24 protein-coding genes and 2 pseudogenes are annotated in these 26,495 nt (G+C 60.1%); 16 read left to right on the plus strand and 10 right to left on the minus strand.

Features of this window, described 5'->3' with window-relative positions:
* Nucleotides 1–7: 7 nt before the first annotated feature.
* From QDY28_RS21265 to paoC, 5 genes and pseudogenes are all read left to right on the plus strand, one after another.
* A complete protein-coding gene (locus QDY28_RS21265; RefSeq protein ID WP_331383611.1) occupies nucleotides 8–892 on the plus strand; it encodes a dihydrodipicolinate synthase family protein in 885 nt (294 codons plus the stop codon).
* Between the two features lie 101 nt (nucleotides 893–993).
* Nucleotides 994–1,263 (plus strand): annotated as a pseudogene (locus tag QDY28_RS21270) (ABC transporter permease); the annotation flags it as partial.
* 250 nt (nucleotides 1,264–1,513) lie between these two features.
* Entirely contained in the window at nucleotides 1,514–2,152 is a 639-nt protein-coding gene (paoA, locus tag QDY28_RS21275; protein ID WP_331383612.1) for an aldehyde dehydrogenase iron-sulfur subunit PaoA, read from the plus strand.
* Entirely contained in the window at nucleotides 2,149–3,099 is a 951-nt protein-coding gene (locus QDY28_RS21280; RefSeq protein ID WP_331383613.1) for an FAD binding domain-containing protein, read from the plus strand. Before paoA ends, QDY28_RS21280 begins: the two co-directional genes overlap by 4 nt.
* A gap of 3 nt (nucleotides 3,100–3,102) precedes the next feature.
* The gene (gene paoC, locus QDY28_RS21285; RefSeq protein WP_331383614.1) at nucleotides 3,103–5,304 is read left to right on the plus strand and encodes an aldehyde oxidoreductase molybdenum-binding subunit PaoC; all 2,202 of its coding nucleotides are present in this window, start codon (nucleotides 3,103–3,105) and stop codon (nucleotides 5,302–5,304) included.
* A gap of 108 nt (nucleotides 5,305–5,412) precedes the next feature.
* Here paoC and QDY28_RS21290 read toward each other — a convergent pair whose 3' ends face one another.
* The 5 genes and pseudogenes from QDY28_RS21290 to QDY28_RS21310 all read right to left on the minus strand — a co-directional run bounded on the left by QDY28_RS21290 (nucleotide 5,413) and on the right by QDY28_RS21310 (nucleotide 12,304).
* Nucleotides 5,413–6,750, minus strand: a complete 1,338-nt coding sequence (locus tag QDY28_RS21290) for an acetyl-CoA hydrolase/transferase family protein (RefSeq protein ID WP_331383615.1) — start codon at nucleotides 6,748–6,750, stop codon at nucleotides 5,413–5,415.
* A gap of 25 nt (nucleotides 6,751–6,775) precedes the next feature.
* Nucleotides 6,776–7,024, minus strand: coding sequence for a hypothetical protein (locus QDY28_RS21295; protein WP_331383616.1), 249 nt, complete (start codon nucleotides 7,022–7,024; stop codon nucleotides 6,776–6,778).
* Nucleotides 7,025–7,819: 795 nt separating this feature from the next.
* Nucleotides 7,820–11,205: pseudogene (locus QDY28_RS21300) on the minus strand (acyl-[ACP]--phospholipid O-acyltransferase).
* Between the two features lie 90 nt (nucleotides 11,206–11,295).
* The gene (locus QDY28_RS21305; protein WP_331383617.1) at nucleotides 11,296–11,577 is read right to left on the minus strand and encodes a YiaA/YiaB family inner membrane protein; all 282 of its coding nucleotides are present in this window, start codon (nucleotides 11,575–11,577) and stop codon (nucleotides 11,296–11,298) included.
* Between the two features lie 37 nt (nucleotides 11,578–11,614).
* On the minus strand, nucleotides 11,615–12,304 hold the full coding sequence (locus tag QDY28_RS21310) for a PspA/IM30 family protein (RefSeq protein ID WP_331383618.1): 690 nt from the start codon (nucleotides 12,302–12,304) through the stop codon (nucleotides 11,615–11,617).
* Between the two features lie 110 nt (nucleotides 12,305–12,414).
* Here QDY28_RS21310 and QDY28_RS21315 point away from each other — a divergent pair, with 110 nt between their 5' ends.
* From QDY28_RS21315 to QDY28_RS21325, 3 genes are all read left to right on the plus strand, one after another.
* Nucleotides 12,415–13,026, plus strand: coding sequence for a TetR/AcrR family transcriptional regulator (locus QDY28_RS21315; RefSeq protein ID WP_331383619.1), 612 nt, complete (start codon nucleotides 12,415–12,417; stop codon nucleotides 13,024–13,026).
* Between the two features lie 308 nt (nucleotides 13,027–13,334).
* Complete coding sequence (locus tag QDY28_RS21320; RefSeq protein WP_331383659.1) at nucleotides 13,335–14,018, plus strand: GntR family transcriptional regulator; 684 nt, start codon at nucleotides 13,335–13,337, stop codon at nucleotides 14,016–14,018.
* Nucleotides 14,019–14,059: 41 nt separating this feature from the next.
* Nucleotides 14,060–14,740, plus strand: a complete 681-nt coding sequence (locus tag QDY28_RS21325) for a GntR family transcriptional regulator (protein WP_331383620.1) — start codon at nucleotides 14,060–14,062, stop codon at nucleotides 14,738–14,740.
* A 96-nt stretch (nucleotides 14,741–14,836) separates the two neighbouring features.
* Here QDY28_RS21325 and QDY28_RS21330 read toward each other — a convergent pair whose 3' ends face one another.
* Complete coding sequence (locus QDY28_RS21330) at nucleotides 14,837–16,726, minus strand: bifunctional sugar phosphate isomerase/epimerase/4-hydroxyphenylpyruvate dioxygenase family protein (RefSeq protein ID WP_331383621.1); 1,890 nt, start codon at nucleotides 16,724–16,726, stop codon at nucleotides 14,837–14,839.
* A gap of 232 nt (nucleotides 16,727–16,958) precedes the next feature.
* On the opposite strand from QDY28_RS21330, the gene QDY28_RS21335 reads away from it, so the two are divergent.
* The 7 genes from QDY28_RS21335 to QDY28_RS21365 all read left to right on the plus strand — a co-directional run bounded on the left by QDY28_RS21335 (nucleotide 16,959) and on the right by QDY28_RS21365 (nucleotide 22,370).
* Nucleotides 16,959–17,789, plus strand: coding sequence for a transporter substrate-binding domain-containing protein (locus tag QDY28_RS21335; RefSeq protein ID WP_331383622.1), 831 nt, complete (start codon nucleotides 16,959–16,961; stop codon nucleotides 17,787–17,789).
* Nucleotides 17,790–17,888: 99 nt separating this feature from the next.
* Complete coding sequence (aroQ, locus tag QDY28_RS21340; RefSeq protein WP_331383623.1) at nucleotides 17,889–18,338, plus strand: type II 3-dehydroquinate dehydratase; 450 nt, start codon at nucleotides 17,889–17,891, stop codon at nucleotides 18,336–18,338.
* The gene (locus QDY28_RS21345) at nucleotides 18,335–19,003 is read left to right on the plus strand and encodes an amino acid ABC transporter permease (RefSeq protein WP_331383624.1); all 669 of its coding nucleotides are present in this window, start codon (nucleotides 18,335–18,337) and stop codon (nucleotides 19,001–19,003) included. Before aroQ ends, QDY28_RS21345 begins: the two co-directional genes overlap by 4 nt.
* A gap of 10 nt (nucleotides 19,004–19,013) precedes the next feature.
* A complete protein-coding gene (locus QDY28_RS21350; protein ID WP_331383625.1) occupies nucleotides 19,014–19,658 on the plus strand; it encodes an amino acid ABC transporter permease in 645 nt (214 codons plus the stop codon).
* A gap of 76 nt (nucleotides 19,659–19,734) precedes the next feature.
* A complete protein-coding gene (locus QDY28_RS21355) occupies nucleotides 19,735–20,463 on the plus strand; it encodes an amino acid ABC transporter ATP-binding protein (RefSeq protein ID WP_331383660.1) in 729 nt (242 codons plus the stop codon).
* Between the two features lie 18 nt (nucleotides 20,464–20,481).
* Nucleotides 20,482–21,543, plus strand: a complete 1,062-nt coding sequence (locus QDY28_RS21360) for a Gfo/Idh/MocA family protein (RefSeq protein ID WP_331383626.1) — start codon at nucleotides 20,482–20,484, stop codon at nucleotides 21,541–21,543.
* Entirely contained in the window at nucleotides 21,540–22,370 is an 831-nt protein-coding gene (locus QDY28_RS21365) for a shikimate dehydrogenase family protein (protein ID WP_331383627.1), read from the plus strand. Before QDY28_RS21360 ends, QDY28_RS21365 begins: the two co-directional genes overlap by 4 nt.
* A 9-nt stretch (nucleotides 22,371–22,379) precedes the next feature.
* Here QDY28_RS21365 and ftsZ read toward each other — a convergent pair whose 3' ends face one another.
* On the minus strand, nucleotides 22,380–23,402 hold the full coding sequence (ftsZ, locus tag QDY28_RS21370; RefSeq protein ID WP_331383628.1) for a cell division protein FtsZ: 1,023 nt from the start codon (nucleotides 23,400–23,402) through the stop codon (nucleotides 22,380–22,382).
* Between the two features lie 325 nt (nucleotides 23,403–23,727).
* Between ftsZ and QDY28_RS21375 the strand changes: the two genes are divergently transcribed.
* Entirely contained in the window at nucleotides 23,728–24,315 is a 588-nt protein-coding gene (locus QDY28_RS21375; protein WP_331383629.1) for a BA14K family protein, read from the plus strand.
* A 110-nt stretch (nucleotides 24,316–24,425) separates the two neighbouring features.
* Here QDY28_RS21375 and QDY28_RS21380 read toward each other — a convergent pair whose 3' ends face one another.
* The 3 genes from QDY28_RS21380 to QDY28_RS21390 are packed head-to-tail and all read right to left on the minus strand — an operon-like array spanning nucleotide 24,426 to nucleotide 26,360.
* Complete coding sequence (locus tag QDY28_RS21380; protein WP_331383630.1) at nucleotides 24,426–25,361, minus strand: DUF3618 domain-containing protein; 936 nt, start codon at nucleotides 25,359–25,361, stop codon at nucleotides 24,426–24,428.
* The gene (locus tag QDY28_RS21385) at nucleotides 25,358–25,777 is read right to left on the minus strand and encodes a phage holin family protein (RefSeq protein WP_331383631.1); all 420 of its coding nucleotides are present in this window, start codon (nucleotides 25,775–25,777) and stop codon (nucleotides 25,358–25,360) included. The genes QDY28_RS21380 and QDY28_RS21385 overlap by 4 nt, the downstream gene beginning before the upstream one ends.
* Nucleotides 25,778–25,796: 19 nt before the next feature.
* A complete protein-coding gene (locus QDY28_RS21390; RefSeq protein WP_331383632.1) occupies nucleotides 25,797–26,360 on the minus strand; it encodes a nutrient deprivation-induced protein in 564 nt (187 codons plus the stop codon).
* Nucleotides 26,361–26,495: the final 135 nt, after the last annotated feature.

A 26,495-nucleotide genomic window follows, 5' to 3' on the forward strand; every position in this document is an offset into this window, starting at 1 on the left:
GACGAGAATGGCTGATCTAAAGGGCATCAATCTGGCGATGCAAACCCCGTTCAACGATGACGGGTCGGTAAACTTCAAGGTCTTCGAGGAACTGATCGACAAATATATCGACGCGGGTGTCCACGGACTGGTACTCGGTGCCGGAACGGGGCAGCATCCGTATCTTACCGAGGACGAGTGCAACGAACTCTACGAGATCGGCGCCAAACGCATCGGCAGCCGTTGCAACGTCATCTGCCAGTCCTCCGCGTTGAACATGGACGAGGTGATCCGTCGTTCGCGGCACGCAGAATCGATCGGCGCCGACGCGCTGATGATCCTTCCGCCCTATTTCGAGGGTCCGACCGATGACGACGGGCTGTTTGCCTTCTACGAGGAAATCGACGCCGCAATCGGCATCGACATCATCGGATACAACATTCCGCAGAGCACAGGCATCTCGGTTTCAGTCGAACTCCTTGAGCGCCTCGCAGCGCTCAAAAATTTCAACTGGATCAAGGACAGCGCCGGCGACCTCACCGTCCACCAGGAGTATCTGACGACCTCGGCGTCAGTTCTGAACGGCTGCGATACGACCACCGTCTACGCGCTGATGGCGGGAACCAAGGGCGTGATCTGGGGCGGAGCGAACTACATGCCTCACGAGGCGGTCCGGCTCTACGACCTCGTCGCCGCCGGCAATCACCCTGAAGCCCTGGAGCTTTGGAAGCGGATGCTGCCCTCTCTGCTCTTCATCTGGAGAACGGACTACACGCCGTCGGTCCTTCGCGCAGCCCAGCTCCGCGGTTACGGAACGGGCAACGTGCGCAAGCCTCTCGCGAAACTGACGGCAGAACAGGACAAGGCGCTTCAGAAGGCGCTGGCACCGTTGCTGAACGACCCGACCCGCTGAGGCGCCGGACGGGTCATTCTTCGAACTGGAGGAGGAGCATAGCCCTTGAACTCGAATAACTCGAAACCAGTCGCTGTGATAACGGCAGGCGGCCGTGGAATGGTGCGCCGACACGGTCGATCCACTTCAAGATCGAAATTCCTTCGGCGATGCCGACGCTGATCGTGGGCTTGAACCGCATTTTGCTCAGCCTCGCCATGGTCGTCTTGGCTGGCCTTGTCGGTGGACTTGGCGCGGAAGTCACAAGAGGATTGAGCCGAATGGAGATGGGTCTTGGCCTTCGAGCCGGACTGTCGATCGTGGCGGTCGCGATCCTGTTGGATCGTGTTTCGAGAGGCGCTCTTCGGACAGGTCGCCGAAGACCAATCTGATCAACCTAAAACGGTAGACCACGAACATCAGATCACGTCCGATCCGCCACCATCTACTAGTGGAGAGCCAAGGCCATTCTCCCTGAATAAGGTCAGGCGGGCCACCTTCGCATTCATGAATCAGATCGATAAGTGTATGCGATACAGCGCATCTACTCGCGCGCCGCTTTGGCCCTATGTCTCCCCGTAAAGCGCTTTCATCCCAAGCCGCGCACCTCCAATACACTCGAACAACGAAGCGGAGCTGGATATGCAGAGCCCGATTCCATTTGAAATTTCCCGTCGTGATTTGCTCATTTCATCGGCCGCCACCATCGCAATCACCGGCGTGAGCGCTGATAGGACGGCCGCACAGTCAACGACAAATGAAAGTCCCCCCAGATCCGAAGTGTCGTTCAAGGTCAACGGTGAAAGCCGCACCCTCAATATCGACAACAGAACGACCCTACTCGACGCGCTGCGCGAACATCTCCATCTCACCGGAACCAAGAAAGGCTGCGATCACGGCCAGTGCGGCGCATGCACCGTTATCGTCGACGGCCGCCGCATCAACTCGTGCCTGTCGCTTGCCTTGATGCACGAAGGCGACGAGATCACGACGATCGAAGGTCTGGGACAACCCGGCAACCTGCACCCGATGCAAGCCGCCTTCGTCCAGCATGACGGCTTTCAGTGCGGCTATTGCACGTCCGGCCAGATCTGTTCCTCGGTCGCGGTGATCGAGGAGATCAAGGCGAACATCCCGAGCCACGTCACCAGCGATTTGGCCGCGCAGGCAAAGATCACGCCGGCCGAAATCCGCGAGCGGATGAGCGGGAACATCTGCCGTTGCGGCGCCTATTCGAACATTCTTGACGCCATCTCGGAAGTCGCGGGGATAAAAGCATGAGAGCCTTCACCTACGAACGTGCATCGTCCGCCGCCGCGGCCGCTAAGGCCGCCGCCTCCAATCCGGACGCCAAGTTCATTGCGGGCGGCACGAACCTGCTCGACCTGATGAAGCTTGAGATCGAAACACCGACGCATCTCATCGACGTAAACCATCTTGGACTGGACAAAATCGAACCGACTGCTGAAGGCGGGCTGCGCATCGGCGCTCTGGTCCGCAACACCGATCTTGCCGCACACGAAATCGTCCGCCGAGATTACGGCCTTCTCTCGCGCGCCCTCGTTGCGGGAGCCTCCGGCCAGTTGCGCAACAGGGCGACAACAGCCGGCAACCTGCTGCAGCGCACCCGCTGTCCGTATTTCTACGACACCAATCAGCCGTGCAACAAGCGCCAGCCGGGCAGCGGCTGTTCCGCAATCGGCGGCTTCAGCCGTCAGCATGCCGTTGTCGGAACCAGCAAGTCCTGTATCGCGACCCACCCGAGTGACATGGCAATTGCGATGCGGGCGCTCGATGCAATGGTCGAGACCGTCACAGCCAACGGCAGCCGGCGGTCACTTCCGATCGCCGACTTCCACCGGCTGCCGGGCGATGCGCCGCATATTGAAACCGTTCTGGAACATGGCGAGTTCATTACGGCGGTCGTCCTGCCGCCACCGGTCGGAGGCAGGCACATCTACCGCAAAGTCCGCGACCGCGCTTCTTACGCCTTCGCGCTCGTTTCCGTCGGCGCCGTCATTCAGCCAGACGGTACCGGACGCTTTGCCGTTGGCGGTATCGCCCACAAGCCTTGGCGCGTCGAGGCCGCAGACGCCGAGCTGGCGAAAGGAGCCCGCGCTGCCGCCGGCGCCTTACTCGCCGACGCTCGTCCTACCGAGCAGAACAGTTTCAAGATCGATCTCGTCGAACGCACGCTCGGCGCAGTCATCACCGAAGCCAGGGGGTGAGCCATGCGGTTCGATACGCCAGCAACGACCAATCCGATCGACCAACTCAAGGTCGTCGGCCAACCCGTCCACCGCATCGACGGCCAACTCAAGACAACCGGCCGGGCGATGTATGCTTATGAATGGCACGATCCGAATTTGCCATACGCCTATGGCTATCCTGTCGCCTCCGCCATCGCCAAAGGCCGTATCACGGCCATCGATATTTCGGCCGCCAAGAAGGCGCCGGGCGTGCTTGCCGTGGTGACCACGCTGGATGTCGGCGAGCGAAAGAAGGGCAAGTTCAACACCGCCAAGCTTTTCGGCGGAGACGAGGTTCAGCACTACCATCAGGCGATCGCGGTGGTGGTCGCCGAGACCTTTGAGCAGGCCCGCGCGGCCGCAGCTCTGGTCAAGGCCGACTATGCCGAGGAGAAGGGCACGTTCGATCTCAGGGAGGCGATGGATAGAGCAGTCAAGCCCGAAGAGGAGTCGCAACCTCCAGACTCTGCTGCTGGAAACTTTGAAGCCGCCTTCAAAGCCGCTCCCGTGACCGTCGACGAGACCTACACAACACCCGACCAATCCCACGCGATGATGGAGCCGCATGCTTCCATCGCAGCCTGGGACGGCGACGAATTGACCGTGTGGACCTCGAGCCAGATGATCGACTGGTGGCGCTCGGATCTTGCCACGACGCTCGGCGTCGAGAAGGAGAAGGTCCATTTGATGTCGCCGTTCATTGGCGGTGGTTTCGGCGGAAAGTTGTTCCTGCGCGCCGACGCCGTCCTCGCCGCCTTCGGCGCACGCGCAGCCAAGCGTCCGGTCAAGGTAGCTTTGCCTCGGCCGATGATGATGAACAATACGACCCACCGTCCAGCCACGATCCAGCACATCCGGATTGGAGCCGAGCGGAATGGCAAGATCGTAGCGATCGCGCATGAAAGCTGGAATGGTGATCTCCCGGGCGGTAAACTTGAGACGGCCGTAAACCAAACGCGGCTACTCTACGCAGGCGCCAACCGGATGACGGCGATGCGCCTGGCAACGCTCGACCTTGCGGAAGGCAATGCCATGCGCGCACCGGGCGAGGCGCCGGGTCTGATGGCGCTGGAAATTGCCGTGGACGAAATGGCCGAGAAGCTCGGCATTGATCCCGTCGAGTTCAGGGTCATCAACGACACGCAAGTCGATCCGGAGAAGCCGCAGCGGCCATTTTCCCATCGCGACCTTGTCGGCTGCCTGAGGCTCGGGGCGGAGCGTTTCGAGTGGAATAGGAGAGGCAAACCGGGCTCGCGCCGCGAAGGCACTTGGCTGATCGGCATGGGGGTCGCGGCCGCCTTACGCAACAACCTTTTAATACCGTCCGGAGCGCGCGTGCGCCTCGATCGAGAAGGCATCCTGACAGTCGAGACCGACATGACGGATATTGGCACGGGGAGCTATACCATCATCGCTCAAACGGCGGCGGAGATGCTCGGATTGTCGCTTGATAAGGTGGCCGTGCGGCTCGGCGACTCCCGCTTCCCCGTTTCGTCCGGCTCCGGCGGTCAGTTCGGCGGCAACTGTTCGACGTCCGGTGTCTATGCGGCCTGCGTCAAGTTGCGCGAAGCCATTGCGGAGAAGCTCGGTTTCGATTCCGAGAATATCATTTTTGAGAACGGTGAGGTTCGTTCCGGCAAGAGGTCGGTTCCGCTGACCGAGACTGCAGGTCAGGACGGGCTTGTCGGCGAGGACACCATCGAGTGGGGCGATCTCTCTACGACGCATCAGCAATCGACCTTCGGCGCGCACTTCGTCGAGGTCGGAGTCGACGTCGCTACCGGCGAGAGTAGGATTCATCGGATGCTGGCGGTCTGCGCGGCCGGACGCATTCTCAATCCGATCACCGCCCGCAGCCAGGTCATCGGTGCGATGACGATGGGTGCGGGAAGTGCGCTTTCAGAGGAGCTTGCCGTGGATACCCGCCGTGGCTTCTTCGTCAATCACGACCTCGCGGGTTACGAGGTGGCGGTTCATGCCGACATTCCACACCAGGAGGTCATTTTCATGGATGAAACCGATCCAATGTCGTCGCCGATGAAAGCGAAAGGAATCGCGGAACTCGGCATTTGCGGAGTATCGGCCGCCATAGCCAATGCCATTTACAACGCAACGGGCGTCAGGGTCCGCAATTATCCGATCACGCTCGACAAGCTGATCAAGGGGCTTCCAAAGTTTGCGTAAAGTTGGAAGCAAGACCAGCCGGCTATGATGTCCGCAATGGCAAGCTATGCGTGCGAGCAATCAGACCGCAGTTGATTGAGCGCGTTCCACGGCGGATTCTCGCTGAGATCAGTCGCTCCTAGCATAAAGCTTGGCCCCGTGGGCTGCCCGGTCTAGCTCCTCGCGAAAATCGGGATGAGCGAGCGCAATGAGTGCCCTTGCTCGCTCGGCCACGGACTTTCCCTTGAGGTTCGTCCATCCATATTCCGTGGCGACGATGTGCGTGTCGTTGCGCGATGTCGTCACCGGCCCAGTCAGCGCCGGAACGATGCGCGAGAGCGTGCCTTTTGCCGCGGTCGAATGACAGGCGATGATCGACCGGCCTCCCCGCGAAGCATAGGCGCCACGCACGAAATCGACCTGGCCGCCGGTTGCGCTGAACTGCCTGCCGTTCATGAATTCCGAATTACACGCCCCGTTCAGATCGATCTGCAGCGTCGCGTTGACTGACACAGCCCGGTCGTTCTGAGAAATGACGAAAGGATTGTTCACATAGTCGACGGGATAGGCTTCGATATCCGGATTGTTGTCCAGGAAGTCGTAAAGCGATTGATCTCCCAGCGCGAAGGTGAAGATCGACCGCCCGAGATGCGTCTGCTTGCGGCTGTTGTCGACCACGCCCACCTTGACCAGATTGGCAAGGCCAACCGTCATCATTTCCGTATGGATGCCAAGGTTGCGGTGGTGCGAAAGCCGCGAGCACACCGCATCCGGCAGGGCGCCGATACCCATTTGCAGGCAATCGCCGTCTTCCACCAGGCCCGCAACGATCGCACCGATGGCATCGTCCACTTCATTGCTCGGCGCGGCGGGCAGGATCGGCAGGCTGACGTCGTTTTCGACCAGCGCCGTCACGCTCGATACGGGGATCATGCAATCGCCCCGCACATAAGGCATCTTGGCATTGACTTCGAGGATCAGCCGAATTCCCGGCTTCCGCGATACCGTCAGCGCATAGTCGGTACTGGCACCCAGGCTGAAATTGCCGTCCGCATCCATCGGCGCGACCGTGGCAATCAGCGTATCGACCCCGACATGCTCGACCAGAGAGCGCGGCACCTGGCTGAAATGGCAGGGCACCAGGTCGACGGCGGGCAATGCCTCCGCCGATCGCCTCTTGTCGAGCGCGCGCTCCACGCCTCCGTGAAAATAGCTTATCGGAATGATCCGGTGGCAGAGGTCGAAATCGAAGACGCTGGTGCCGGCAACGCCGGTACAAAGGAGATAGTGGAGCCGCACATTGTCGACATTTCCTGCGCGAGCCCGCTCAGCCAACGCGGCAAGAATGGCGGGTGGCTGACCAGCCGCTATCGGCATCGCGACCTTCGCACCCGAGGGGATCAGAGCGACGGCCTCCTTTGCGGATCGCAGCCGTTCGCGATACAGCGTCTGATGAATAAGCGTCATTGGGGCCCTCCTCCCGGTGCTATTTTCAAAATAAATCAGCAGCCATTTCCACGTTCAAATCCTCACTGGCATTTACGATCGTCGCGAGCATTTCCGACGGGCGTCGCTCGATCGGGACAGATTTCCTTAATGCACGAAGGCAGCAATCATGCCCGGATAGCAGTTCCTGCACAACATCCAACGGGGATAAGGTTGAGCACAGCGAGGCGAAGATTTCGCTCGATTCATGATGTTTTCTTTCTTCAGAGGAATACGGCAGGCCAAGAGCAGCCATTGCCGTGGCTTGTCTTCAGTTTGGTTTCATCTTGGAATGGTAGCAAACCTCGCGCGAACCAGACGCTCACCCGGCAAATTGTTCGCGCAGCATGAGCCATCACCGGTTCCCTGGCCCTGCCTCCCTGCCACGAGGTGGGGCCTCTTCGTTCGGTGCAGCTCCTTTTGGGGGATGGCTGTTTTCACCCCTTGCCGTGCGGCAGGAGGCCGCTAGGTGAGGTTACGCTGTGGAGCACCTGGGGGGATAAGTTGGCATATGATTGGAGCGGCGTCAGGACGCGCCGGATAAAGGCACTAAAGGTGGGGATTTCACTGATGATCGCGGCCGCGGCTCTGGCAGCCCCGGCAATGGTGCTGCTTCGGTCGCATCACTGAAGCCCGAGCGCTACATGCCGAAGAATTCGCTTGGTTCATGATACGGATGCCTCGATTACTGAGGTTTTGCGTCTCGCGATCTGAAACGGCACACGCCTCCGTGGATATTAATCTCGCATTTCTGACGTGAGAGGTTTGCCCTGGTTTAATCCGGCGGCGGACGATCTATTCAACGCGCCGAAGCATGGACCCCACGCAACGGCCGGGAGTCCCGGAGCAACCCTTGGTCGGGAATGTGGGACTCCCGTCATCGAGATTGCAGTTTCGCGGCCGCTGTGAAGACGTTATTGGTCTGCTGGAACGTGACGCCCATGGTCTGGAAGACCTCGCCGGGCTTGATCATCAAAGGCTTATCCCGCTTCGAGAAAAAAAGCGGTTGATGGTTCGAACCACCGACCGCTTTGCAGTTCGGGTACGGAATTTACGCCGCCTGCGCCTGCGACAGGCCTTCCATTGCCATCGTACGCGCCGTCACGAAATCGATCTTGCCGGAGCCGAGGACCGGAACCTTGCCGATGACGACTTCGCCAGGAACCATCATTTCCGTGGCGCCCTTCGATTTGGCGAATGCCAGGAAATCGCCCCTCGCCGCATCCGGTGCATCGGTCAGCAGTATCAGGCGCTCGCCCTTCTTCGGGTCGGGCACGGCCGAGACGACGCTGAGCGCGCCTGGCCAGAGCTGCGCAGCAAGGATCTCCACCGCCGCAAGCGAGATCATTTCGCCGCCGATTTTGGCAAAACGCTTGGCCCGGCCCTGGATCTTAACGAAACCATCCTCATCGATGGTGACGATGTCGCCAGTATCATGCCAGCCTTCCGGCAGCGGCTCGAGGACGCCGGGATTGTCGGCGCGCAGATAGCCGGCCATGACGTTGGCGCCCCGGATAAGAAGACGGCCGCCCTCGTCGATGCCGGGAACCGGCTCGAGCTTCCATTCCATCCCCGGCATGATTTTGCCGACCGTTCCCGTGCGATTATACATCGGCGTATTCAGCGAGATCACCGGCGCCGCCTCGGTGACGCCGTAGCCTTCTAGAATGCGCAGGCCGAATTTTTCCATGTAGACCTCGCGGGTCGATGCCTTCACCGGTTCGGCACCGGAGAAGATGTAGCGGATCGATCTCAGGTCATAAGGATGGGCGGTGCGCGCATAGCCGTTCAGGAACGTATCCGTGCCGAAGACGATGGTTGCGTTCGAGACATAGATCAGCTCCGGCACGATGCGGTAGTGCAGCGGCGACGGATAGAAGAACACCGGCACGCCCGAGACCAGCGGCAGGATCGTGCCCGCCGTCAGGCCGAAAGAGTGAAACATCGGCAGGATGTTGAACACCTTGTCGCCTGGGTGGAAGTCGATGCGCGAAGCGGCCTGGGCTGCGTTCGACAGGATATTGCGGTGTGTCAGCACCACGCCCTTCGGCGTTCCCTCGGAACCGGAGGTGAAGAGGATCACGGCCGGATCGTCGGCGCTGCGTTTGACCAGCGGCCGATATTTGCGCATGAGGCCGACGATCTTGTTGAGGAAGGTGACCTGCGTACGCAGTTCATCCAGCCAGACGAACGTCACCTGCTTTTCCAGCTCTTCGACCACCGGGCCGAGCTTGGCCTGCGCGATGAAAGCGCGGGAGGACAAGACATGTTTGACCTCGGCCGTCTTGCAAGCGGACAGGATGTTGGCAGCACCGGCCGTGAAGTTCAGCATGGCCGGAACCTTGCCCGCCGACATGACGCCAAGGACAGTCGCGGCCGTGCCGTTTGCATTCGGCAGCATGACGCCGAGCGTCTTTTCTTGCGGGAACATCCTCTTGAACTTCGCGCCGAGCACCGCAGCACCGGTCAAGAGTTTGGCATAGGAGAGCTTGCCGGCGATAGGGTCCTCGACGGCGAGTTTCTTACCGCCATATTCATGGGCACTTTCGATGACACGGCCAAGCACCGTGTTGTCGGTATCGGCGGTGCGGAACATCAGCGTCGACATGATCTGATAGAGAGCGGCACCGGCTGCGATGCGGCGCTTTCTGCCCTTGAGCTCGGCCGGAACATCGAGCGTGACCGGCTCGAGGATCGTCACCTTGACCTTGGGGAAGAGACGACGGCGGACATGGCTCGACGTCAAATAGGAGGCGTAGCTCTTTTCCAGTCCGTCAATGCGAACGGGCACGATCGTCGCGCCGGTCTTGTCGGCAACCATAGCCGCGCCGTCATAGACCTTCATCAGCGTGCCCGTCACGGTCAGGCGACCCTCTGGGAAGATGCCGACCGGGCTGCCGTCCTGGATCACCTTGATGAGCGAGCGCGTCGCCATCGGCTTGGTCGGATCGAGCGGCAGGAACTTGCACAGCGTCAAAAGCGGCCGTACCCACCATTTTTTGGCAAATGCATAATCGATCGCAAAGACCGGCTCTTCCTCGGTGATAGCCAGCGCCAGCGCACCGTCGAGCAAGCTGACGTGGTTAAGAGCGATGATCGGCGCCGAGCCGGCCTTGCGGATGTTTTCCAAACCCTCGACTTCCAGCCGCATGAAGGCGCGGAAAATGATGGAGATGAGATCGCGGAAGGCATTGGTCGGCAGCATTTTCAGCATGAGCCAGGCGATCGCGATGTTGAGCACGGAGATGCTGAGGATAATCACCGGAACCGACAGGCCAACGGCCTGCAGGACGGCTACGAGCGCCAGGCCGACAGCGATGAACAAAGCCGACAGCACATTGGCGGCGCCGATGACGCGGGCGCGACGATCCTCATGCGCCCAGCTCTGCATGGCCGCGAACGTGGGGACGGCCAGGAAGGCACCGCCGATCGCCATGCCGGCGAGATCGATAGCAACGCGGATCGTTTTCGGTCCCTCAAAGAAGGCGAGAATGGTTTCGGCATGCGAGGTTGACTGAAGACCCCACAGGTTCCAGGCGAGATCGAGACCGAAGAGTGCGACGATCAGCATGCCGATCGGCGCCGGAAGCAGCACGATGCGTCCGGCTGCCATCCAGCCGGCAATGGCCGAGCCCATGGCAACGGAGATGGCGAAGATCGCGAGATAGGCGGGAACGACGATTTCCGAGCCACCGAGAATGTCGGTCACCATCACCGGCAGCATCGACATGATGAAGGCGCCGACGAACCAGAACCAGCAGTTCATCAGGGAGGCGCGCCAGATGCGGCTATCAGCACGAAGCTCGTTGACGAGCCTGTAGCTGGAGCGCACGACATTGACATCAATGGCAAGATCCGGCGCCTTGGAACCCGTCGAAGGGATCATGCGTGCAGCAAACCAGCAGAGGATGGAAAGCCCCATCATCATCGGCCCGAAGATCCAGACATTCTCGCCTTCGCGGAAGGCGACCGCCGCAACCATGGTGCCGGTGAGGATGGCGATGAAGGTGCCGCCCTCTTCGCCTTAGGAAGATCGCGGCTTTCCAACTGATCCGGCAGAATGCCGTATTTGATCGGCCCGAAGAGCGAGGAAATGACGCCGAAGCCGAAGAGGGCTAGCATCAGGATCCAGATGGACGAGAAAGCGATGCCGACCACCGAGATTGCTGCCACGCCAAGCTCGCATCGCTTCAGAAGCTCGGCCATCTCAGCTTTGTCGTATTTGTCAGCAAGTTCTCCGGCAATTGCTGAAAGCAGCAGGAACGGTACGATGAAGATGCCGCCGGCAAGCGTCACCAGCGCAGCCCCCTCCGTGGCCATCTGCGCGAGAATGACGAAAACCAGTGTCTGTTTGAGAAAATTATCGTTGAAAGCGGTGAGGAATTGCGTCCAGAACAGCGGCGCGAACTTCCTCGATCTCATCAGATGCTTTTGCATGGCGTATCCCTCGTTCAGCCAACAAGACGCCACAGAGTAGTTACGCAAAGGTTGAGCGCGGATACAACTCTGTGGCGTCGTTAATAAAGCTTAGTCCTGACCGTCACGATTGAACTTAACCAGGAGCTTTTCCGTGCGGGCGTCCTCGACCTTGCGGATCAGCCTGTCGGCTTCGGTATTGTCGCGGATCGTCTTGGTGACGTTAACTGCCGTCTGCACCAGCATCAGGATGCCCATGGCGAGATAGCCTTTGCCCCAAAGATCGATCGGCATCATATAGAGGCCGACGAGGAGCATGAAAGCCGCGGCGGCGAAGGAGATGTAGGAAAAGCTGACCCAAGCCTGGGAATGTTTTTGGAAGCTGTCGTTCATGATCGTATCCTCTCTTGTGTGGTTGGTGTGTTCGGTTTCAGGCGGCTGAATTTATGCGGTCGCGAAGGCGGGCAAGTACGTCGTCGGCCGAAAGGCCAAGCGGCGCGCCGAAGCCGGCGTTGGCAAGTTTTGCAATGACGATTTCCGGCCGGTTCGCGGCGTCCATTTCCTTCATGGCCGATGCCGCAATCTCGTAGCGATCCTGATAGGCCTGAAGCCGGGCAAGCGTTTGCTCAGCCTCGTCCAGGGTTGCCAGCCCGGAGTTGCCGTCACAGGCGGCATCGAGCTTCTGTGTCTGCTCAGTGGCACGCGCCAGTCGCTCGCCGCGCTGCAACTCCTGCAGTCGCGCTTCCGATGTGCGCACGGTTGCTTTAAGCTTGCCGATCGTCAGGGTGAATTGCGTCTGCGCCTTCTCGGAAGCACCGCGCTCTGCTTCGAGCTGGGCGATTGCCTCAGTCGCTTCTAGGGCAAGGTCATCGCTCCCCTTCAAAAGCGCGGCAGTCGCTCGGGTTTCCAGATCCGCGATGCGGCCGACGATCGCTGCGTGCTGGCTCTTTTCCTGCTCATTTTGCGCAACGGCGATCGCCACCGCCCGCCGCGCCGACTGAATGGCGCTTGCCGCATCGCGGATCTGCTGCGCCAAGAGAGGCACCGCATTGCGATCGATGAACGCTTGTTCCGCATCATAGGCACGACCACGGATGAGCGTCAGAATTGAATTGAACATTTATCGTCTCCCGTTTATGAACGACGTTCACAAAACCACGTATGCCAGAAGCATGAACATCGTTCAAGAAAATTTTGAACGATGTTCAAAAAATTGGATTGGTATGGTTAATGGCGAGAAAAACCCTGGAAAAGCGCGAGGATCTGAAGCTGCGCCTGATTGAGGCGGCGCGCGATCGCATAGCGGCCGACGGACTTTCCAACCTGCGGGCGCGCGACGTCACACAGGATGTGGGCTGCGCCCTTGGAGGTCTTTACACTGTTTTTGCCGACCTCGATGACCTCATCATTCACGTCAATTCCACGACGCTGAAGGCGCTCGAGGCATCGTTGACGCTGGCTGAGGTCAAGGATCACACGCCGTCGGACCGCCTGCGCAATCTGGCACGCGGCTACCTGCGCTTCGCAGTCGCTCACCGCAATTTGTGGAAAGCACTCTTCGACCATCGACCGCCGGACGACCGCCCGAGCCCGGAATGGCACCTTGAAGAGCACATGTTCCTGATGGGTGTCATTGCCGAGCCGCTGGCCGAACTGCAGCCGGCAATGTCGGAGACGGCACGTGCCATCCGCGCGAGGACCCTGTTCGGCGCGGTTCATGGCGTCGTCAGCATCAGCCTCGAGGGACGGTTCGTCGGTCTGCCGATCGAAAACCTGGAACGGGAGCTCGACGACTTCATTCTGACTATCGCGGCCGGAGCTGCGGCGCTGCGGCTAAAGTAAAGGGGTCACTATCTCGCCTCCACTATTCGGCCCGGTCAGTTGAGCACAGATGCGGCAATGTCAGACTATAAAATGTCCATGCCGGCGAACACGGCATGTTCAAAGTTGACTCGGCCAGGATGCACCCTTCCGTTTGGACCGCGCATCGCGTGAGGAGATGAGCCTCACAGCCTCGGAGGCAACATCCGAAGCGAAGTACGCGTCAAGCCTTCGGGAAAAATTCAGACCTCAGAAACGTCATGCGTTCGATTGAAAAAGGGCGGATTATATGTATATGACAAAACCGAAAATCTCTGAGGACTTGCGCTATCGAACTTCCGATCGAAACTATTGCAGAAAGCAGTTACCGGCGGATCCGCGGGGACATTATCTTTGGCCGGCTTGCTCCGGGCCAGAAGTTGAAACTCGATAATCTAAAGGCCGCCTACGAGACCAGCATCAGCACGCTAAGGGAAATTCTCAACCGCTTGACCTCTGAAGGCCTCGTTGTTGCCGAGGGGCAGCGAGGGTTTGAGGTCGCCGGGGTTTCCGTTGCGGATCTGCGCGAGATCGCCGCGCTGCGGCTGCTCTTGGAAGAACATGCGCTGGAGCAGTCCTTCGAACAGGGCGACGTGGAATGGGAGGCGCAGCTCGTCGCTGCCCATTACAAGCTCGCACGCATGGAAAAGGTCATGGCATCGGGCGACACCAGCCAAGCCGAAGACTGGAAGCGTTATGACTGGGAATTCCATCAAGCGCTGATCGCCGCCTGCGGCTCGCGGCTGCTGATGGAGACGCATTCGGCCGTATTCGACAAGTATCTGCGCTACCAGATGGTGGCGCTTTCCTATCGGGGCGGTGTGGCCGAACAGGAGCACAGGCAGCTTCTGGAAGCAGCCTTGCAGCGCGACAGCAAGACGGCCAAGAAGGTCCTGCAGCGCCACATCCAGGGCGGCGTGGAGCATGCGCTCGGCAAAGGTCTGCTCTTCTCCCCGTCAAAACAGCCGAAATAGCCGAACAGCCGATGGCAAAGCCGCCCAAGACAGAGAAACCGATGCTCAAGAACACGGCCGCATCTTCTGAGACCATCAGCGATGTCATCTTCCGGCAGATCCGGCAGGACATCATTGCAGGCACGCTCGCCCCCGGTGCCAAGATCAAGCTGGAGCAGGCCAAGGAGCACTATTCGATCAGCGTCTCGTCGCTACGCGAAATCTTGAGCCGCCTTGCAATGGAGAATCTGGTGGTCGCCGAAGGCCAGCGCGGCTTTGAGGTGAGCCCGGTCTCGCGGAAAGAGCTGGAGGAGCTTGCGGATCTCAGGACAGTGCTCGAAACGCATGCGATCGGTCTTTCCTTCGCCGCGGGCACGCTGGAATGGGAGGGCCGCATCGTCGCTGCCCATCACAAGCTGGCTGCCGCCGAGCGCAAGCTTCTGGCCGGTGATGGCTCCCGCACCATCGACTGGGTGCGTTACGACTGGGAATTTCATCAGGCGATTGTCTCGGCTTGCAATTCGGCCGCGCTGATGGCGACGCTGTCCTCCGTCTTCGACCGGTTCCTGCGTTATCACATGCTGGCCCAAAGCTTTCGTGGCAAAGCCGTCGTGGATGATCACAAGCTGCTCTTCGAACTTGCGCTGAAGCGCGATGACGAAGGCGCAAGGGCCGTCATTCGCAGGCATGTTCAGAGCGGCGTTGAACATGTGCTGACAAGCGGGCGAATTAGGGCGGTTTAGCGCTTCAAGAAATCGCTGAGCCCTCTATCATATTGTTTTACGCAATTCCGGAGGGAGAACCGCTGCGTACTTTTCCTGGAATTGCTGGAGCTGAAATTACATTGCATCCTTGGGAATACCTTCGGGCCGCATCTGCTTCTTCAGCGCCGCGATCCGGAATATGGCGTTCGATGCGCCGTAGCCGCGATAGGCGCGGCGTTCCACCACCTCGAAGAAGAAACCCTCCCCGTATGTTCCGCTGTAGAGCTGGAAATATTCGCCCTGCTCGTCGCGATCGTAGAGGATGTTTTCAGCCTTCAGCCGTTCGGTGAGCTCAGGGTCGAGTCCGAAGCGGGCTTCGACGTCTTCGTAATAGTTGGGTGAGATCGGCAGAGCCTTGAAGCCTTTGGCGCGCAGGCGTTCGGCGGTGGAAAAGACGTCGTTCGTCGAGAAGGCGAGATGCTGGATGCCGGAGCCGAATTTCTCGGCGATGAAATGGCCGGCGAGCGTGCGGCGGTTTTCCGCACCATTCATGGTGATGCGCAGCGTGCCCGCCTCGTTTTCGATCACCTGGCTGCGCACCACGCCGGAGGGATCGATGATATCGACCATCGGGGTTTTGCGGGTCTCAAAGATCGAAGTGTAAAAGAGAAGCCAGGTCAGCATCTCGTCATAAGCGACAGTCTGGGCGATGTGGTCGATCTGCAGCAGGCCGGCGTCAGGGGTGGCGCCCTCCTTCGCGACGGGCTCAAAATCGATCTCCGAGAAGCGACCGAGTGGGCTCTTCTCGTCGATGAGATAGATCAGTCCGCCGCCGACGCCGCGGATCGCCGGCAGTTGCAGCTCGCCCTCGGCGACAGGCTGGGCGAATGGTTCCGCATCGAGGGCCAGTGCGCGGCGATAGGCTTCCGCAGCGTCATCGACGATCAAGGCCACGGCATAGGCGAATGTGCCGTGCACGACATAGGCGGCATTGGCAAAGCCCAAGGGATCGACATTGATGATGATCCTAATGTCGCCCTGTTGAAAAAGCGTGACCTTCTTGGAGCGATGCACCGCGGCCTTGCGGAAGCCGAGCGCTTCGAGGATGCCCACCAGCTCCACCGCCTCGCTGTCATCGGTCGCAAATTCGACGAAGCCGATCCCCTTGACGGCCGCGCGCGCGGGCATTTCGACGCCGATCGGCGTGTCCACCTTGCGGCGGATCTGGTCCGCCAGATAGATCAGAGAGCGGTGGCCGTCAGCGGCGATCGCCCGTGTCGAACCGCCGCGGAACTGGTCGTTGAAGACCTCCAGCGAGAAGAAGCCGTCATAACCGGTGGAAGCCACAGCCTCGGTAAATTCTGTGATCGGCAGATCGCCCTCGCCCGGCATATTGCGGAAATGCCTGGACCAGTAGAGCAGGTCCATGTCGATCAGCGGCGCGTCGGCTAGCTGCACGATGAAGATCTTTTCCTTCGGGATTGAGCGGATGGAATTGATGTCGATCTTGCGCGACAGCGAATGGAAACTGTCGAGGATCAGCCCGACATTCGGGTGATCTGCGCGTCGCACGATTTCCCAGGCATCTCGGTGATCGTTGACATAGCGGCCCCAGGCCAGAGCCTCATAACCCACCTTCAGGCCGCGTTTGGCCGCTCGTTCGCCCAGCTCGCGAAAATCGGCGGCAGCCCGGTCGATGCCGCCGAGGGCGGCCTGCGAGACATTGGAGCAGACGAGCACCATGTCGGTGCCGAGCTCTTGCATGATGTCAAACTTGCGCTCGGCACGGTCGAAGGTGCGCCCGCGCAGCGCGTCCGGCATGCCCTCGAAATCGCGGAAGGGCTGGAAAAGCGTAATCGTCAGCCCGAGATCGCGCGCCATCTTCCCGACATCGGCCGGGCTCCCGTCGAAGGCCAGGAAGTCGTTTTCGAAAATCTCCACGCCGTCAAAGCCAGCGCGCGCAATCGCTTCCAATTTATCCGGCAGCTCGCCCGCAATCGTCACTGTCGCAATCGAGGTTTTCATGGCTTTCAAATCCTCCGCGTTTCCGGGCGCGCTGAGTGAAACCCACCGAGCCTGCCGATGGCATTATGGCGAATGTCGTGAGAATTTCAATTCGATTGATCAAATAAGGAATCTCATATGATTTTGGAAAACTATGTTGATTTATCACTGATGCTCTGGCAAACATTGTTGCGAATGGTCGGGAGAGGATGACTGTGATGTCGTTTGATGGCCAGCAAAAGAGGAGGAATTTATGCTGAAGTCATTGCTGACGCGGCGGGGCGCCATGCTGGGTGCCGCCGCTCTCGTGGTCGCCATCGGGCTTGCAAGCCCGGCTGGCGCGGTCACGCCCGAAGAAATCAAAGCCCGTGGCAAGCTGATCGTCGGCATCCAAGGCGATAACCCGCCATGGGGCTTTGTCACCAGCGCCGGCAAGCAGGATGGCCTTGATGCCGATATTGCGACGCTTTATGCCAAAGAGCTCGGCGTCGAGGTCGAATTCGTGCCGCTGGAAGTCAATAACCGCATTCCGGCTCTGACGACTGGCCGCGTCGACGTACTCTTCGCCACGATGGCCATGCTGCCGGATCGCGCCAAGGCCGTGCAATTCTCCAAGCCCTATGTCGCCAATGCCATCGTGCTGATCGGGCCGAAGTCCGCCTCGATCAAGACCAATGACGATATGGCGAACCTGACGATCGGGGTGGCCAAGGGTGCCGCGCAGGATACGCAAGTGACGAAGAATGCGCCGCAGAGCGCCACGATTCGCCGCTTCGATGGCGACGCCGCCAGCGTGCAGGCTCTCGCCTCCGGCCAGGTACAGGCGCTGGGCGGCAATATCTTCTACATGGACCGCGTGGAAAAAGCCCGCCCCGGCGAATTCGAGAACAAGCTGGAATTCCAGAAGCTCTATAACGGCGCCTGCACACGCCTGGGCGAAAAGGAAATCAACGCTTCGATCAATGCCTTCATCGACAAGATCAAGGCCAATGGCGAGCTGAAGAAGATCTACGATAAGTGGATGAAGGTACCGGTTCCGGAATTCCCCGAGAGCATCGAGGGCATTCCGTTCACGGCGAACTGAGCCAAGCGCTCATTCCAAGGCGAGGAGCCAGATTAACAACAAGGCGGGCATGTCGATGCCCGTCAATGTCAGACCCATGCCCGTTTTGAGGTGCGCGACATGACCAAGACCATCTTTGTGCTCAACGGACCGAACCTCAACCTGCTGGGCGAGCGCGAGCCTGCCATCTATGGCTCCACGACGCTTGCCGATATCAGGCAGATGTGCCTCGACAAAGCAAAGACGCTCGGCTTCGCGGTCGATTTCCGCCAGACCAATTTCGAGGGCGAGCTGGTGGAAAGCGTGCATGAGGCCCGAAAGCAGGCTTGCGGCATCATCATCAATCCCGCCGGCTATACCTTCACCTCGATCGCGCTGCTCGACGCCCTGAAAACCTTCGAGCCACCGAAGATCGAGCTGCATATTTCCAACGTCCATGCGCGCGAGGAGATCTATCACAAATCGCTCGTCTCCCGCATCGCGACCGCCATCATGATCGGCTTCGGCGCCCGCGGCTATGAGCTGGCGATCGAAGCGATGGCAGCCATGCTGGAGACCCCGAAAGCATGAACTATCAGATGGATTTCACGCCGGTCATCGATGGCCTGCCAAGCCTGCTGCTCGGCTGCCTCGGCACCTTTCTGCTGGCGCTCTGCGGCATGGCGCTCGCTGTCGTCATCGGCATTGGCGGCGTGGCGCTGAGAGACTCTCCCATCAAGGCGCTGCGCTGGCTGGTAATTGGCTTTGTCGAGCTCATTCGCAACACGCCCTTCCTGGTGCAGATCTTCTTTCTCTATTTCGCCCTGCCGCTTGCCGGCATCCGCCTCGATCCCACGTCGACCGCAATCATCGCGCTCGGCATCAACGGCGGTGCCTATGCGATCGAGATCATCCGCGGCGGCGTGCAATCCATTCCGAAGGGGCAGATGGAGGCGGGCCTGGCGCTTGGGCTGCACAAGGTTCAGGTCTTCCGGCTGATCATCCTGAAGCCGGCACTCAGAGCAATCTACCCCTCACTGACAAGCCAGTTCGTGCTGCTGACGCTCTCGACCAGCATCGCCTCGGCAATCTCGGCCTATGAGCTGACCTCGGTCGCGCAGCGCATCGAGTCCGACAGCTTCCGCAGCTTCGAGATCTATTTCACCGTTACGGTCTTCTACCTCATCATCTCCTGGCTGATGATGCGTCTCTTTGCGCTCTTCTCGGCCCGTTATTTCACCTATCCGGTCAAGTGAGGGCGTCATCATGGGCAGCGAAGAATTCATCTTCCTTCTGATCGGCCTGAAATGGACCGTCCTTCTATCGGTGGTCGGCTTCGTTTGCGGCTGCATCGCCGGCCTTGCCGTAGCGCTGGCGCGCACCTCGGGAATACCGTCGCTGGAGCGGGTGATGGCAACCTATATCGCCATCTTCCAAGGCACGCCGCTCCTGATGCAGCTCTTCGTCACCTATTACGGGTTGGCGCTGATCGGCTTCAAGCTCGACGCCTGGGAAGCGGTCGCGATCGGCTTGACGCTCCATGCCAGCGCCTATCTCGGCGAAATCTGGCGCGGCTCGATCGAGGCCGTGCCACGGGGTCAAACGGAGGCGGCAAAGGCACTCAGTCTCAAATATGTGTCGCGTATGAAGGACGTGATCCTGCCGCAGGCGATCCGCATCTCACTGCCCGCGACGATCGGCTTTCTGGTGCAGCTCATCAAGGGCACGTCGCTGGCTTCGATCGTCGGCTTCACGGAACTGACCCGTGCCGGCAACATCATCTCCAACCAGATCTTTCAGCCGCTCACCGTTTTCGGCATCGTCGGCGCCCTTTATTTCCTGATGTGCTGCCCTTTGACGATCATCGGCGCCCGCCTGGAACGGCGCTTTGCCGCCGCTCATGCGCGGTAATGCGGAGATGGATGGAGACAAGACCATGACAGCAGCAACATCCGCCCCCGCGCCCAACGCAACGACGGGCGAAACAATGATCACCATGAGCCATGTCGAGAAATGGTACGGCGCCTTCCAGGCTCTGCACGACATCAACATCAAGGTCCACAAGGGCGAGCGCATTGTGCTCTGCGGCCCCTCCGGCAGCGGGAAATCGACGCTGATCCGCTGCATCAATCATCTGGAGACCTACGAGAAGGGCGAGATCCGCGTCGGCGGTGTCCTGCTCGGCAATCGGGCAAAGGCCATCGACGCGATCCGGCGTGAGGTCGGCATGGTCTTCCAGCAGTTCAACCTCTTCCCGCATCTGACGGTGCTGCAAAACTGCATGCTGGCGCCGATGCGGGCGCTCGGCGTGCCGAAGGCGGAAGCAGAAGAGCGGGCGCGCAGCCTGCTTGCCCGCGTCAAAATCGCCGAGCAGGCGGCCAAATATCCGGTGCAGCTCTCCGGCGGCCAGCAGCAGCGCGTGGCGATTGCCCGGGCTCTCTGCATGCGCCCCAAGGTGATGCTCTTCGACGAGCCGACGTCAGCGCTTGATCCGGAAATGGTCAAGGAAGTGCTCGACACGATGATCAGCCTTGCGGAGGAAGGCATGACGATGATCTGCGTCACGCATGAAATGGGCTTTGCCCGCCAGGTCGCCAATAGGGTGATCTTCATGGCGAGCGGCGCGATCGTCGAGGAGGCGCCGCCGGCGGAATTCTTCACCAATCCCCGCCATGAGCGAACCCGCAAATTCCTCGGCGAAATCCTGCGCAACTAGGAGCTGAAGGAAGTTTTCATGCCAGAGCTGTCGCAGGATACCAAGAAAATCGCGGTCATGGGCGCCGGGCTGATTGGCACGCGCCATATCGAGGGCGTACTGGCCGAGCCGCGCACCACGCTTGCGGCCGTTATCGATCCCTCGGACGCCGCCCGGGATGCAACCCGCGCCAATAGCCTTCCCTGGTTTGCAAGCCTTCCCGAAGCGCTTGCCGAAAGCCGCCCTGACGGGATCATCATCGCCACGCCGAACCGACTGCATGTCGCACACGCGCTGGAGGCGATTGCGTATGGCATCCCCGCCCTCATCGAAAAGCCGATTGCCGATCATGCCGAAGAAGCAGCGAATCTGGTTCGTGCCGCCGATGCCGCCGGTGTGCCGATCCTCATCGGCCACCATCGCCGATACAACCCTATTATTGGCGAAGCAAAACGCATTCTCGAAAGCGGCCGGCTCGGCACGATCCTCGTTGCCCATGGCAGCTTCTGGGCAGCCAAACCCGCCGACTATTTTAAGATTGAGTGGCGCCGCCAGCCGGGCGCCGGCCCGGCCTTTATCAACCTCATCCATGACGTCGATCTCTTCCGTTTTCTTCTCGGAGAGGTCGAAAGCGTCCATGCGATGGAATCGAGCGCCGCCCGAAATTACGAGGTCGAAGACACCGCCGCGGTATTGCTGCGCTTCGTCAATGGCACGCTAGCGACCCTTACCGCTTCTGACGCAGCGTCCTCACCCTGGAGCTGGGAGATGACATCGGGTGAAAACCCGGTTTTCCCGCAGCAGCGTCAGACCTGCTACCAGATTGGCGGTACCACTGGCGCCCTCGCAATCCCCGAGCTCAAGCTGTGGGAATACGCCGGAGCGCCCGACTGGCTGCAGCCACTGAGGGCAGAACGCGTCTCTGTCACGCCGGCCGACCCGCTGATGCTGCAGTTGCGCCACTTTTGCGATGTCATCGAAGGCCGGGCCGCGCCGCTCGTCAGCGGTGAGGAAGGGCTTGCGACACTGCGCGTCGTTGAGGGGATCAAGGCATCTGCCCGCACGGGCAGGACGATAGTCCTGGAAAGGTCACGCCCATGATTAGCGGAAGCACGCGTCTGATTGCCCATCTCGGCTACCCGACGGAAACCTTCAAGGCGCCACTGATCTACAATCCCTATTTCGAGAAACAAGGCATCGACGCCGTCGTGGTGCCTATGGGCTGCAAGTCGGAGGATTACCCGGCCTTTTTCCGGCAGTTGTTCCGGCTTTCCAATATTCACGGCGCTCTCATAACCATGCCGCACAAGATCGCGACCATGGCCTTGATCGACGACGTGTCGACTAACGCCAAAGTTGCCGGTTCCTGCAATGCCGTTCGGCTGGATCCCGATGGCAGGCTGGTCGGTGAGATGTTTGACGGCGAAGGATTCCTGCGCGGTCTTCTGCGCAAGGGGCAGAGCGTCTCGGGGGCGCAGGTGCTTATCGTCGGCGCAGGCGGCGTTGGCTCGGCGATCGCCGCGTCGCTGGCCGGTGCGGGCGCAGACGCCATTGCAATTTGTGATCCCAACGAGCAGGCATCGCAGGGCCTCCGAAACCGGCTGAAGACCTATTACCCCAAGACGGCCGTAACCATAGGTTCCATCGACCCGCAAGGTTTCGACATCGTCGTCAACGCAACTCCCCTAGGGATGCGAAAGGACGATCCTTTGCCGATCGACGTTTCGCGGCTCTCCCCCGCTACCTTCGTGGGAGAAGTGGTCATGAAGCAGGAAATCACGCCGCTTCTTGAGGCGGCACGCGCTCGCGGCTGCGCGTTCCAGGTCGGCACCGACATGCTGTTCGAACAGATCCCGGCTTATTTGGAGTTCTTTCGCTTTCCAACGACCTCGGCCGATGTGTTGCGATCGATCGCGAAATTGCCCTAACTGCGTACGCTACTGAAGCGTATGCGGCTGATGCACATCCTGAGCATAGGTCTCCATCGTTTCAACCGTTCTGCTGCCATCCAATCCGGTCGCCACGACAGAAAGGCGGAACCTGCCGTCGAGATTTCGGTCGAAGATCGCGCCGACGACGATTTCCGCGTCGCCGTGCACTTCGTCGCGAATGCGGCTCGCCGCTTCGTCCACCTCGAAGAGGGTCATATCCGAACCGCCGGAGATCGAGACCAAGACACCTTTGGCACCTCTCATGGAGATATCATTCAGCAATGGATTCGCGATTGCCGCCTCGGCCGCTCTCATCGCTCGGCTTTCCCCAGTGGCTTCGCCCGTGCCCATCATCGCCCGGCCCATGCCGCGCATGACTGATTTCACGTCGGCGAAATCAAGGTTGATGAGACCTTCCTTGACGATGAGATCGGTAATGCATCCGACGCCGGAATAGAGCACGCGATCGGCGGTCATGAAGGCATCGGCAAAAGTGGTCCGTGCATCCGCAATCCGGAACAAATTCTGATTGGGGATCACGATAACCGTATCGGCTGCCTGCTGCAGCGCTTCGATGCCGAGATCCGCCGTCTTCATGCGGCGATTGCCCTCGAAGGAAAAGGGTTTGGTGACGACGCCGACGGTTAGGATGCCGGCCGAACGGGCAGCATGAGCGATAACCGGCGCGGCACCCGTCCCCGTTCCGCCGCCCATTCCGGCGGTGACGAAGCACATGTGCGAGCCGCTCAGATGATCCATGATCTCATCGATCGATTCCTCGGCAGCCGCGCGACCAACCTCCGGCAGCGAACCTGCACCCAGACCTTCGGTCACATTTACTCCAAGCTGGATGCGGCGCGACGCCTTCGATGTCGCGAGGACCTGGGCATCGGTATTTGCCGCAATGAAGTCTACGCCCGCCAAATTTTCGGCAATCATGTTGTTGATCGCGTTTCCGCCGCCACCGCCTACCCCAATAACAGTGATGTGTGGCCTTAGGCCTGCGATGCTGCTCTTCGCATCGGTCATGTTTCATCCCCTCATCCATCTTGGTCGCACGTCTGTCGCTTTAAACGGCGAATCGCGGCTCATCGTAGAAGCGCAACAAGGCGTTGACAGGGCAAAAGTGTTTGCGGGGGGTGAGAGAAGCAACTTGGTCTTGCCCATAAAGAAAGGATCGATGGACCGCTTGCCGTTCCCTGGAACGAGATTGGACCAAAGTCCCAATTTCATCAGACTGAAGACCGGGTCGTGGAACCCCTATGGGTTCGGCTCGTTCGTTTGGCAGCGGTCAAGAGAACCGCCCCGTACCCGTCTGGATGTCCCAGCATATCGATGGCCCGAAGGTGTGAAAATGAAAGCCATAGCATCGGTCGCGTTTGGAATTGCAAGTTCGGTGGGCGCCTGTGTTGCCATCGCGTCCGTTGCTTCCTACGTCATCGCGGAACCGGAACGACATTCATTCGCCAATCTGGCGGCTCCCGATCTCTGGACGACGGAGCCGCGACGGATCGACCCCGGCGCGCAACACTACGAGCGACTGCCGCCCATGTATTCGACATATGTCACCAATGCCCCCGCCGTCAAAATCGCCGACGCATCGAAGGAAACCCAACCGGCTCCGGCCAATGTCGAACAGCAAAAGCCATGGCTCTCTGCGGAACACATCCAGTGGTGTGCCCAACACTACCGCTCGTTCGATCCTGCGACGAACAGCTATCGTTCCTACAACGGGCAAATCCGGCACTGCACATCGCCATCGGACGACACCCAGCCGGAAGCAGCGCAGGGCAGATCATCGATATCGGCACAAGCAGCCGATTGGTGCGCAAGCCGCTATAAATCCTATCGTCGAGAGGACAATACCTACCAGCCTTTCGACGGGCCTCGTCGGGCCTGCCAGCCGCCTGACGAAACGGGTGCAATCATCGCTACTCGGTAATGCCGCAGCGACGGCCTTTCGAATAAAGATAGTGGCTTAGAGAATGCCCGATGAAGGAGATCGTATTCTGCTGGCGCCGACGGCGCCAGCATCCGGCGATCATCCGTTACTCAGTCACGTCTGGCGCTGACCTCTTCCGTCCTGTTCAGCACCTCTCGAGCGGTTCCGACCGCCCCGCTGGTCGCTTCACTTGCCTTAGACGTGATATCCCTGCGAAGCTGGTCGGAAACGTCCCCGATCGCCTCGTCCTCCAGCTCCGTATGCGGTAGCGCCGCGCCAATGGCTGCGCCGGCCGCAAAAGCGAGCGCACCACCAACGAGGGGCTGATCACGGAAATGATGGAGAATGGCCGCGTTAAGCTGCGCGCCTCGATCCTCAAACATCCGCGCTGCACCTTGAACACTGCCCGCGACGGAACTTCCGGCTTGGGCAACCGAACCGGACAGCCGGCCCGCGGAGCTGCTGATCTGCCGCCACGTGTCGGACGCCCAACCGGAAGCGTCGTCGAACAAGGAGCCAGCCTCGTCACGGATATCCTCGATCCGCTTGCCGGCCGCGTCGGCAAAACCGCGATAGGCCTTGCCGCTCTGGTCGATGAAGTGGCCAGCCCGGCGGCCGCCGGCGTCCGTGAGCGCCCTGAAACGATTGCCGCCTTCATCCGTGAAGTGGCTGTACCGTTCGCCAAAGCTCGCCTCTACGGGGCCGGTGCGTCTTACGGCACCCGTCACGGTCGCCAGTGGATATTCCTCGTAGGATTCGTCCCGCTCGGCAGCTCCCGAGGAGCGGATGCCAGGATTGGCAAACAGCCAGGCAAGGCTCACTCCCAACAATGTGACGGGAATGGGATTGGTCCTGAGCGCCTTGCCGAGATTGGTGACATATTCAGCGCCGCCGCTTTGCCTCGCGTAATCGAGCAGTTCGTCCATAAGCTGGCCGGGGGACATGCGATCCTCGATGGCGTGGAGCTTTTCCTCGATCCGCTGGCGATCCTCCTCGATCTCTCGCTGCAGCTCGGCAGCCGAGTGGGCGTGAGAATTGTCGTTCATTGTACTCTCTCCTTCACGACGTCGACATCCCGCCGCAGCGACGTCGCCGTTCTATCCATCTTGAGGCTGCTGCCCCGCAGCGTGGAAATACCGCGCGCCACCATTGCCCAGGCAAGGAGTGCGACGACAATCCCGACAATGAGGGCCGACAGCGTATCGGCATTCGGCTCAGCCATGTTCTGCGTCACGAGAAAAGCGGCCAGGCCGTTGACCGCTGCGCTCAACAGCACGCCTATTGCACCGATTGCAAATACAAGGCCGACGAGCAGGATTTCGACGCCTCCTAAAGCCCGGTTCAAATTCTCAGATGCCTCCGCCTTCGCCAGGTCGATTTCCTTGCGAAACAGTCCAGATATATCGGTTACCAGACCGCTCATAAGTTCGGTCAGAGAGCGGTCGTCTCGATGATTTGCCATTGTGGCGATCCTCCTTGTACTACGGTTCGCTTCGCATTGACCCGACGCCTGTCGGCATTGAAGAGGTGGAGGGCCGGGAAACCGCCGGCTTGCTGCGACGGTGGGCCGAGGCCGTCAGAAGCCGGCTGGCCGTCAGGCCGGCAATCGCTGCTATGCCGAGAAAGGCAAGCGGCTGCCGGCGCCCAAAGTCTTCAACCATGCCGGCGATTTCGCCGAGATCGCGGCCCTCTATGTCGCGCACGAAACCCTGAAGCGAACCGCCGAGCTGCTTGGCATAACGGCCGACAACCTGTTGGTCCGATCGTTCGAGTTCCGAGCCGACTTTTTCGAGTGCCGATGCAACGCCGCCGAGCTGCCGAGCGGCCAGATTCTTCTTATCTTCGGCCGCGTCGCTGACGGCGGTCTTCGCCCGCTCGGTCTGCTCGCCGGCAAACTGCCGCAGTTCGTTCAGGTTCTCACGGACTGCTTCTTCCGAACTCCCCGTTTTCGGTCGCTCGGTCGTGCCCGCACCTATGGTTGGCCGGTCATCCACACCCTGCCATGTCTGACCGCGAGGGCCTGGATCATCGGGTTGATTGTTCATTTCGGCTCTCCTGTCGGATATCACTAGACCGCATCCTAACTGGACAACCCAAGCATGGTTCCTTCGTAGCCGGGCTGATAGCGTTCGCATGCCTACACGCACGCCCAGCGCCTTCTGCCGCTCCCTGGAGGAGAG

Source organism: Rhizobium sp. BR 362 (assembly GCF_036528765.1).
Lineage (GTDB): Bacteria > Pseudomonadota > Alphaproteobacteria > Rhizobiales > Rhizobiaceae > Rhizobium.